This is a genomic window from Acidobacteriota bacterium (genome assembly GCA_034211275.1).
Taxonomy (GTDB): Bacteria; Acidobacteriota; Thermoanaerobaculia; order Multivoradales; family JAHZIX01; genus JAGQSE01.
On record JAXHTF010000225.1, the window covers coordinates 1 to 10211 of the forward strand.

General features: G+C 67.0%; 7 protein-coding genes. 2 read left to right on the forward strand and 5 right to left on the reverse strand.

All coding sequences use genetic code 11. From position 1 onward, the window contains the following. Positions 1–616, forward strand: a 616-nt coding sequence (locus tag SX243_22710; protein ID MDY7095797.1) for a CBS domain-containing protein, incomplete at its 5' end; no start/stop codon positions are given. A gap of 13 nt (positions 617–629) precedes the next feature. Here the strand turns inward: SX243_22710 and SX243_22715 are convergent. The 4 genes from SX243_22715 to SX243_22730 form a co-directional block, all read right to left on the reverse strand. Then, complete coding sequence (locus SX243_22715; GenBank protein ID MDY7095798.1) at positions 630–1565, reverse strand: calcium/sodium antiporter; 936 nt, start codon at positions 1563–1565, stop codon at positions 630–632. Positions 1566–1616: 51 nt separating this feature from the next. Beyond that, complete coding sequence (locus SX243_22720) at positions 1617–3410, reverse strand: TIGR02266 family protein (GenBank protein ID MDY7095799.1); 1794 nt, start codon at positions 3408–3410, stop codon at positions 1617–1619. A 50-nt stretch (positions 3411–3460) separates the two neighbouring features. Then, positions 3461–5488 (reverse strand): PilZ domain-containing protein, encoded by a 2028-nt coding sequence (locus SX243_22725; protein ID MDY7095800.1) that lies wholly within the window; start codon positions 5486–5488, stop codon positions 3461–3463. Between the two features lie 196 nt (positions 5489–5684). Then, entirely contained in the window at positions 5685–7115 is a 1431-nt protein-coding gene (locus SX243_22730) for an FAD-binding protein (protein MDY7095801.1), read from the reverse strand. A 396-nt stretch (positions 7116–7511) separates the two neighbouring features. Here SX243_22730 and SX243_22735 point away from each other — a divergent pair, with 396 nt between their 5' ends. Continuing rightward, positions 7512–8012, forward strand: coding sequence for a metallophosphoesterase family protein (locus SX243_22735; GenBank protein ID MDY7095802.1), 501 nt, complete (start codon positions 7512–7514; stop codon positions 8010–8012). Between the two features lie 25 nt (positions 8013–8037). On the opposite strand, the gene SX243_22740 is transcribed toward SX243_22735, so the two are convergent. Further along, the gene (locus SX243_22740) at positions 8038–10086 is read right to left on the reverse strand and encodes an aconitase family protein (protein MDY7095803.1); all 2049 of its coding nucleotides are present in this window, start codon (positions 10084–10086) and stop codon (positions 8038–8040) included. Positions 10087–10211 lie beyond the last annotated feature (125 nt).

The following is a 10211-nucleotide window of genomic DNA, read 5'->3' on the forward strand; positions in this document are numbered from 1 at the left end:
GGCCTTTCCCATGGACGGCGGCCGGATGCTCCGGGCGCTCCTCGCCACCCGGATGGAATACGCCAAGGCCACCCGCATCGCCGCCTCCATCGGCCAGCTGATGGCCTTCCTCTTCATCTTCGGTGGCCTCATGGGCCAGCCCTTCCTCATCCTCATCGGTCTCTTCGTGTGGATCGGCGCTTCTCAGGAGAGCGCCATGGTGGAGCGCCACGAAGCCTTGGCCAACCTGACGGTGGATCAGGCCATGGTCTCGCGCTTCGAGGTACTGTCCCCGGGAGATTTCCTGGGCCGAGCGGTGGAGATGATCCTGAGCGGCTCTCAGGAAGACTTCCCGGTGGTCCACGGGGACCGGGTGATCGGCATCCTGAGCCGCAACGATCTGCTGGCGGGGCTGGCGGAGCACGGTCAGAACGCCCCGGTCACCGGCAGCATGCGCCGGGACTTCGGCCGCGCCCATCGCGGCCAGCCCCTGGAGCTGGCGCTGCAACAGCTGAAAGAATCCGGCGGCCGCACGCTACCGGTGGTGGACGCCGAGGACCGGCTGGAAGGACTGCTGACGCTGGAGAATGTCAGCGAGCTGATGATGATCCGCTCCGCCCTCCGTAGCGGACACTAGCCAGCGGCGAGACTCAGAAGATCCACCACATATAGACCACGTAGCCCAGGAGCAGGGCCGTTCCCTCCCGCTTCGACAGCCGGCGTGGATGCCCCAGGGCCAGCAGTGGCAAGACGGCGATGCTGAACAGGAGGCCGACGCCCAAATCTCGGCCAAACTCGGAGAGCAATACCGGGATGGGATGGATCGCCACGGTGGTGCCGAGCACCAGCAGCACGTTGAAAATATTCGATCCCACCACGTTGCCCAGGACGAGATCACCCTCGTTGTGGCTGGCGGCCACCAACGAGGCGGCGAGCTCCGGCAGGCTGGTCCCCAAAGCCACCAGGCTCAAGCCGATGACTTGCTCACTCAATCCCACCGCCCGCGCCAGGCTCACCGCTCCGGTGATCAACACCTTCGCTCCCACCACCAGCAGCACCACCCCGACCACCACCATCGCCAGCTGAACCCACACCGGCTTCGTAGGCTTGCCGTCGTCCTCCACTTCCAAGTCCATGGGCGGCGCCTCGCCCTTGCGCAGCAGCACCCACAGGAAGAGGGCGAAGAGCGCCAGCAGAAAGAGGCCGTCCAGGCGCCCATAGTGGCCGTCCGCAGCCATGGGGATGATCAGCACGCTGACCGCCACCATGAAGGGAATCTCCCGGCGCAGGAAGGAGGCCTGGGCCAGCAGCGGCTGCAGCAGCGCGCTGGCGCCCAGGATCAAGCCGACATTGGCGATATTGGAGCCCAACACGTTGCCCACGGCGACCTGCGGCGAGCCTTCAAAGACCGCCACCAGCGTCGCCGCGAGCTCCGGGCTGGAGGTGCCGAAGGCCACCACCGTGAGGCCGATGACCAGCGGCGAGAGCCCCAGAGTCCGGGCCAGCTGGGTGGCACCGCGCACCAGTCCTTCCCCTCCGAAGTACAGACACACAGCGCCTACGGCGACGAGCAAGAGATCGATCATAGAGTTCTCGAAGCCCCCCGGGGCGAGCCCGGAGGGCGAGTTGGGGGCGGTTCAGCGGCTCAGGTAGAGCAGGATCTTATTCGCGTCACGCTCGACGCGGGCGAGGTGGATTTGCGGGTCTTCCAGGTCCAGGACGATGTGCAGCTCGTTGCCGGTGGCCTTGGGATGGAAGCCGGTGCGGATGCGCCGCACCTCCCCGGTATTGGCGTCGAGGATGGGGTTGCGGAACGGCCAGTTGATGCCGCGCAGCTTGAGCAACTCGCGGGCAGGCCGGCCATCGATGCGAATATGGTCCAAGTCCTCTTGCCGCAGCTGGCCGTTGCCCCACAAGGTCACCACGGTGGTACCGGCCCCCTGCGCCTTCCAGGTGATCAAACGCACCTGGTTGAGGCGCTGCGCCCCCGGATCCGGAGGCCCCAGCTCCAACGGTGCGACGTCCTCCGTAGCACCGTCCTCAGTAGCGCCGTCCTGCGCAGGACCCTCTGTCCGAGGGCCCTCTGCCGGAGAAGCAGCCTGCTGCGTAGGAGCGGCCCTAGGCATCTCCGAATCCTGGCTCCGATCCTCCGCCGCGGCGGACGGCATCTCCACCGCCGACTCCTCCGCACCGGTGGCCAAGCTCTCCAGCGTCGCCGGCGGCGGAACGTCATGGAGCACGCGCTCCGCGGCCTCGCTGTCGAAACCATCGAAGAGACCGACGATCTGGTCCAGATAGCGGGACCCCAAAGCCCCGACGATCAGAGACACCACCATCAGCGCGATCACCGGCAGGCTCGGCACCCAGGGCGAACGACCGCCCCTCCGTGCAGCCTCCTCCGTGCTCCCAGACGCACCCGCGGTGGGAGGTGGGGCTTCCGAGGTCTCGGCATTCGACGAGTCACTGCCCAGGGGAGGGGGTACGAAGATCTCCTCCTGCAGCGCCCCTCCGCTGCCGGTACCGGTCCCCGTACCGCTCCAGGTGCCGGTACTCGTGCCGCTCCAGGCCTCCGCGCTCGTACCGGTGCCTCCGCCGGGGCCATCCTGCACCCGGGGAACCTTCGGTGGCCATTGCGCTGCTTCCGGATCCTCCCCGGAGCCCTCCCCATCCGAAGCGGTGGAACGGGTCCCCGGCGAGGGCTCCGAGTCCGTCGAGGGCGGCTGCCAAGGTTCCGGAACCCACGGCCCCGGCAGCTCTCCCGCCTTCTCTCCAGCGGCCGCGGAGGATGCCTCCTGGCCGGGCTGCGGCGGAGTCTCGGGAGCTCCGGAGGCGGGGACCTCAGCGGAGCCGAAGTCCGGCGCCACCGGCTCCGGCGTCTCGATCTCCGGCGCCAGAGCATCCGGTGGCGGAGGCCACGGAATGGCCTCGCCTTTCGCGGTCACGCCGTCATCCTCACCAAAGCCCTCGGCGGGCTCCGGGGTCGCGACCGGAGGGCTCGGTGCCTCCTCCGACACATTCCTCAAGGTCGCCACCTCGCCCGCCGGCGAGGCGACGTCGAAGGTCTCACCGCCCTGCGCCTGGTGCTGCTCTACCATGCGCTGGATGAGAGCCGCGCTCTCCCCCTCCAGGTCCAGGAAGCGAATCCCCATGCCCGTCGGCAGATCGTCTCCCGCCGCTTCGTTGCGGACCCACATCACCTGCCCGAGGCCGGTCACCAGATCCATCTCGTCCTTCAACCGCAGGCTGAAGTTGAGCATGGTTCCCGGCGGCGGCGGCTCCTCGCTGCGCACGAACATGCCGCCCAGGGAGATATTGGACGAATACTCGGTGAGGAAGCCCTGAAAGCTCTGGAATTCCAGGTCGACGCTGCTCTCAATGGGGACGCGATGGGAATCGCGGGTTCCGGAACCGGAAGAGTCGTTAGCGCTCATAGTGTGCCCTCCTGGCCTTCATTCCTTGCATCGCAGGCGATCCATCCAGCCTACGAATCGCTGCTCACCCAGATTTCCAGGGTCCGGCCCCGGCTCTCCACCCGCGTCACGGTGACGCCGGCGGCGGCCAGATCCAACACCAGGTGCAGCTCATCGACGCCGTCTCGAATATGGCGTCCGGTACGAATCCTCAGCAGCTGGTCGGTATCGACTTCCAGGGTCGGGGGGCGGAACGCCTGGGTGATGCCGCGGAGGCGAAGCAGCTGGCGGGGAGCGCCGGAGCCCAGCCGCTGATTGGTAAATCGGGACTCCGGCAGAGCCCCGTCCAGCGTCACCGTGACGCGAGTGCTGTTGCCGGAACGGGTCCAGCGAATGTCTTGCACCGAGCTGGCGGCGGCTCGGGACGCCGGTGGCGGGGGAGTGCTCTCCCGGGCCGGCTCCGCACTGCTCCCGGCAGCTGGTTCGGAGGCCTCGGCAGCAGGCTCTTCGGCACCCACGTCGATGACCTCCGGTGCCTCATCCGCCGCATCGGAGTCCTCGGCGGTGATCGGTACGCCGGAAGGCTCCGCCCCGGCTTCCGAGGAAGCCTCCTGGGCCGAGCCCGAAGCCACCGAATCCGCGGTCGCCGAATCCGAGGATGGGGGCCACCAGCCCACGAGACGGACCAGCAGGAACGCGGCACCGGCCAGCACCACCAGCGCCGCGACCATGCCGAGGACCCCCCGCCGCCGCTTGCGCTGCTGCTGCTCGCGCTCCGTCCAGGGGTCAGGGCGATCCTCCATGGACAGCGGGTCCGCCGCCGGGGCGACGGAAAACAGCTGGTCCAGATCCATCGCATCGCCACTGTCCACCGGCAGCCCCGCCGCCGGCCGGCCCCGCGGAGGAGTCTGCCGGGAGACCGCGGCCTCCAGCGGCTCGTCCTCGGTGACGGTCACCGGCAGATCCGGTTCCCGCTCCGACAAGGGAGGCATCGGCAGATCCCGAAGGGTCTCCCCCAACTCGTCGTCCCTCCGGCGCCTTTCGGCAAGCTCGTCGGAAGGCTGATCCTCCGAAGGCCCGCCTGCCGTCGGCAAGGTCCCGGAATGCAAGTCTCCCGCATCCCAGCGCTCGGCCGGCGCTTCCTCCGAAACTACTTCCGACGGTCCCGTGGACAGGTTCTCCGGGGGAACAGCCAGCGCCTCCCCCTTCGGCTCGGGCCGAGCATCCTCCAGCTCCCAGCCCTCTTCCTCCGCCACCGCATCGCCGTCGTAGGGCAGGGCCAGCACGGGATCTTGGTGATCTTCGACCCCTTCGGAAGGGCTCTCGGCGAAGGTCTCGCGGGTATCGTGGCTACCCTCGGCATCTACCGCTGAGGCTTCTTCCCAGGGCTCATCCCGGGACTCTGCCGGGAACTCCCTCGGGCCGGGCTCCTGGAGCTCCGAGAGGGAGAGTTCCTCCTCGGAATCTCCGGGCTCGAACTCTCCGGCATCCTCAACGGGAGAGTCCTCAACCGCTGCTGCCTCGATGGGGACCTCTTCAGCCGGGGAAGCTGCAGCCTCACCGTCGCCCTCCGCCTCTGCCAGCACCGCGCCGGCACTGAGCTTCTGGGTCGAGCCGATGGTGCTGGAGCGGGCTTCACTCTCCGCCCGCTCGCGGCGGCGCTCCGCCTCCTTGAGCAATTTATCCAGATCTTCGGGGGTCTCATCCATCAGGTCGCCGTCTTCATCCAGACGGAAGAGGGAATCTCCCTCCGCCAACCGGTGCTCGACGATGCCGAAGACGAGATCGCGGCTGGAGCCCTCCAGCTCGTGGAAGCGCACGCCCATGCCGGGAGGCCGCCCCGGCCCTTCCTCCCGGGCGCGGGTCCACACCACCTCTCCCCGGCCCAGGATCAGGGGATAGCCGTCCCGCAGCCGGAACTCCAGCTGGCACAGGGATCCCGGAGGCAGGGGGCGGCGGGCGCCGATGAACATCCCGCCCATGGAGATGTGGGACCCGTACTCGCGCAGGAACTGCCGAAAGCTTTCGAAAACCAGGCTCACCCGCGTCACCGTGCGGGAAGTCTCCGGCTTCGAAGGCTGTGGGGCTTGCTCCGTCATAAACGCTCCATGGGAACTCGATCAGGGGTGCTCGATCCACGCATTATAGCGACACCCCCCTACAGCGGTACCACCGTTGCCGTCAGGGCCCTTTTCTCGGGGATGCCTCCCTCGGAGCGGGGTCCCCACCAAAGCAAAAGGGCGGCCCTCCAGGAGGAGAGTCGCCCTTTCGCGTCCGTAGGAGAGCAGCCAGCGGCTACTCGTACTGGATGAATCCGGGGTTCATGATCCCCGCCGGATCGAAGCGCTTCTTCGCCGCCTTGATCATCGGCCAACGATCGCCGAAGTGGGCGGCCCACTTCTCTTCCGTATCGAAGGTGATGTAGCCGGAGAGATAGCGCTTGCCGCCGTAGCCGATGGACAGCTCGCTGGCCATGTCCAGCTGCTCCAGCGCCTGTTCCAGGTACTTCTGGGGCACGCCCGGCAGCAGCCCCCAACCGATGACGTACTCGTCGTCCGGGATCATCAGCAGCGGGGTCGAGGACGTGTCACCGCGGGAGGGCCAGAGCAGAATGTGACCACCCGGGCCGAGGGTCTGGGGCGGCAGGTTGGAAAGCACATACTCGATGTACTCACAGGCCTTGTTCCAGGGCAGCACGGTCTCCATCCACGGATGGGCCATGTCGGTGTAGCCACTGCGGTCCCAGAGCTGGAAGATGGGCACCAGGCGCTCGCAGAATTCGAGGAAGCTGTACTCGCAGGTTTCCAGATGGCGGTAGTAGCTGAGACTCGCCAGCGCCTCCTCGTCGTTGGGCTCCTCGCCGTCGTCGTACTCGATGGTCAGGTGCAGCGGGTACATCCAATAGGCGAAGATCTGCGCTCCTTCACCCAGATCCATGCCCTCGCCGATGCGCTTGGCCCCCTGGGGACACGGCGAGCACCAGCTCTCCAGGCTGTCGAAGGTGTTGTTGCCCTTGGCCATGATCTTGGCGGCGTCGTCCATCAAAGTCTGCAGGTCGTCGTAGAGCAGGTAGTACTTGCGGACGTTCTTCTTGGTCTTGCGCAGCTTGAGCTTGGCCTGGGTGATGACTCCGAACTGACCGAAGCCGGAACGCACGACGTTGAACAGCTCCTGGTTCTCGGTGGCGGAGCAGGTGACCACGTCACCGGTGCCGGTGACCACGGTGAGCTCCAGCACGTTGTCCACCTGAGCTCCGTGGCGGTAGCTGGCAACCCCGAGGCCGGCGATGGAGAGAGTGCCGCTGATGCTGACCCCCAGGTTGTTGGTGAGCACCGGCGGTACCAACCCCATGGGCACCACGGTCTGCACCAGCTCGCGCCAGATCAGGCCGCCGTCGCACAGGACGGCGAGGCCGTCGGCGTCGATCTTGTGGATCTTGTTCATCCCCGAGGTGTCGAGGATGACGCCGCCGTTGGAGGTCGACTGACCGCTCTGGGAGTGGGACTGGCCGCGGGCGGTGACCGGAACCTTGTTCTCGTAGCAGTAGCGCAGCAGCTCCGCCACCTCGGCGGTCGTGGTGCAGCGGGCGATGGCGCCGGGCTCGCGGTCCACCAACTTGCCGTAGTCGGTGTGGTACGAGTCTGCAATATCTTCGAGTTGGATGATGTCACCCAACCTCTCTTTGAGCCCCTCGAGAACGCCCGGGGTAGTGGCCATGGTGGTCATAAGATCGTCTCCTTAACGTGTGGATCCAGCGCAGGGGAAAGCGGAGTCTCGCCGCAGCTAGCAGTTTCTAGCCCATCGCCGCCCCAAGGAGCAAGCGAACGGGCCCAGTGTCCAGGTTTCTAAGAGCTTCGCGGTAGCCATCGGTAGGATCTGGGACCGGCGCTTCCTTGGAGACCCAATAGAGACAACCAGTCCAGGAATCAGATCCAGGACCCGAGCGGCCCCTCGACCAGAGCTCTCCGGGAGTGGCCGTGCACCGTAAAAAAAGCACCGTAGAGAAAGCACCGTGCAGAAAGGTCCATCGACGGCCCGACTGTCAGATCTTATGACATTCCAGCAAATCGGCCCAATGGGGACTTGGATCTTCCCGCTCTGCTAGCGGATACACTGCTGCTCATGGTACGACTCGGCATCCTCTCCGACACTCATGGCCTGCTCCGTCCGGAGGTACCGGACCTCCTCGCCGGCAGCGACTTCATCCTCCACGGCGGCGATGTGGGAGATCCAGCCATCCTCCAGCGCCTGGGCCGCATCGCCCCGGTGTGGGCGGTGCGGGGCAATACGGACACTTCCCCACCCCTCACCGCCCTGCCCTTCACCGTCACCGAGGAGCTCGAAGACGACGAAGGACCGAGCTCCACGACGCTACGGATCTTCATGGTGCATCGGCAGGAAGATGTGGCGCGGGAGTGGCTGCGTGGGCCTCAGCCTGCGGGGCCGCGGCTCATCGTCTTCGGCCACAGCCACCGGCCGGAGCTCGAATGGCGCGGGCGCTGCCTGCTCCTCAACCCCGGCGCCTGCGGCCACCCCCGCTTCACTCTCCCCCTCACCGTGGCCCGGGTGACCTTCCAGCAGGGCCGCATCGAGCCGGAGATCCTGACGGTACCGAGGACTTGAGCCTCGCAGGTGATCCGTCCGACGCTCAGTCCGCCGCCACCGCCAGCTCGGCAAACATTCCCGGCCGATAGGCGGTGATGGAACCGGTGAACGCCGAGGCAGCGACGGTGAGGGGAGAGGCAAGGTACAGCTTGCCGGGACCGGAGCGGCCCTTGTAATTCCTGTTGATGGCGCTGACGGTGACCTGCTCCGCCGACTCCGAAACCCCAGGGCCGCAGCCGATGCAGGCGCCGCAGCCGGGCTGGATGAGCTGGATGCCGGCGAGGCGAAAGGTGGCCAGGTAGCCGGCGTCCCGAGCGTGTTCCGCCACCCGGCGGGAACCGAATTGAATCAAAAAGCGCACCCGGGGATGCACCCTCAGCCCCGCCGCCACCGCCTCCTTCGCCACCCGGTGGTAGAAGGCGAGATCCTCTACCTTGCCGGCGGTACAGCTCCCGCCGTAGGCGATGTCGATGGGCACCTCCCCCAGCGCCGCCACCGCCAGACCGTTGGTGGGATCGGAAGGGATTCCCCGATCCGGATCCCCGGGGTGAGCCACCATGGGCACCAGCTCCGCCAGGTCGATGACGTGCTCGCCGCCGGCGTAGAACGCTCCCTCGTCCGGAGCCACCGCCCGTCGGCGCCAGCGCTCCGGATCTCCTTTCGGTCGCCGCTCCGCCAACCAGCGAAAGGTTTCCTCGTCGGCGGCCACCACCGCCCCCTTGGCAGAGCATTCGGTGGCCATGTTGGCGAGGGTCGCCCGCTCGTCCATGGAGAGCCGGGTCAGTCCCGGACCGGTGAACTCCATCACCCGGTTGAGGGTTTGCTGGCTGCGAGCGTACTCCTTCAGGATGAAGAGCATCAGATCCTTGGCGGTGACCTCCGGCGCCAGCTCTCCCACCAGGTGGAAGCGGATGGACTCCGGCACTTCCACCGGAGTGAAGCCGTTGTAGAGCAGGTTGGCGTATTCCGTCGCCCCCACGCCCCAGGCCAGGGCGTTGTTGGCGCCCCCCATGCAAGTGTGGCTGTCGGTGGCCTGAACGAAATCCCCCGGCGACACCAGCTCCTCCCGTGCCACCTCGTGGCAGATGCCCGGCGAAACACCATCCTCCGCCAGGTAGTCCCGCACTCCGGTGTGCTGCTGGAATTCCCGCTGCAGCCGCCGCAGGGTCTCGATCTTCGCCTGGTGCGGCTGCATCCGGGGGACGCCGTCGGCGTAGATCAGATGATCTTCGAAGGCGGCGAAGCGCTCCGGATCCTGGATCCGATAGTCCGCTCCATATTCTTCTTCGAGGAAGACATGGACCTGAGCGGAGGTGAAGTCGTGGGAGTAGCCCCCGTCGACGGAGACCAGCACCGCATCCCCAGGGCGAACGGAAGCCTCCCCAGCCGCGGCGGCAGCATCCTGCCCCGAGAGGTAAAGATGCCGAGCGAGGATCTGCTCCCCCATGGTCATGGGCCGCGAGTCGGCATTCGCCGACGACACCGTCACCTCCCCCGCCGCCAGCGCCTTGGCGAAGGGGAAGAGGCCGCCATGGCGAACGATCTCCCGGGTCAGGGGGTCATAGCCGGCACACAGTTCCTCCAGCTCCACCCCCTCGCCCCGCTGCAGTCGCCGCAGCACATCGTAGCCGGCCATGAGCACGCCCTGGTTGACGTTGTTGCGGGCGTGAATGGGAGCGAAGGATGCGGCCACAGCAAGGCGGATGCCGCTCCACTTCTCGGCCTGCACCGCCGTCTCCCGGGAGCTTCCCACTCCCTTGCGGTAGCCGGAGACGATGACCTCGAAACCACCGTTCCGCAGCGCGTCCCGGGGCATCACCCGCTCGCCGTCGACGATCAGCCCAGCGTAGGCCTCCCGCGCCAGCTCCGCCGGGCGGTGCTCGAAGCACACCCAGGCGGGGGCCATGGTGTCGGTGTTGATGTCGTCCAGAAGCTCGTCGGCGCTCACATCGTCGAGGGTCAGATCGAGCTCCCCACGAAGCTGCCGGCGAATCAGCTCGGCGTCCTTGGTTAGAAAGAGCACCCGGCGGCCGGGAGTCAGCCGGAAGATCTCCGGCGGGCGCTGAGAAAGCGGCTGGGGCGATGAATTCACGGTCGGGATGAAGGTCTCCTCTGTTGGGGTGTCAGACTTCTTGATTCTAACCGGCCGGGCTCGGTTTCCCGGCGACGGGCCCAGGGGTTGGGTTCCCCCGCCCACCCCGCAGCCGGCTGGAAGCC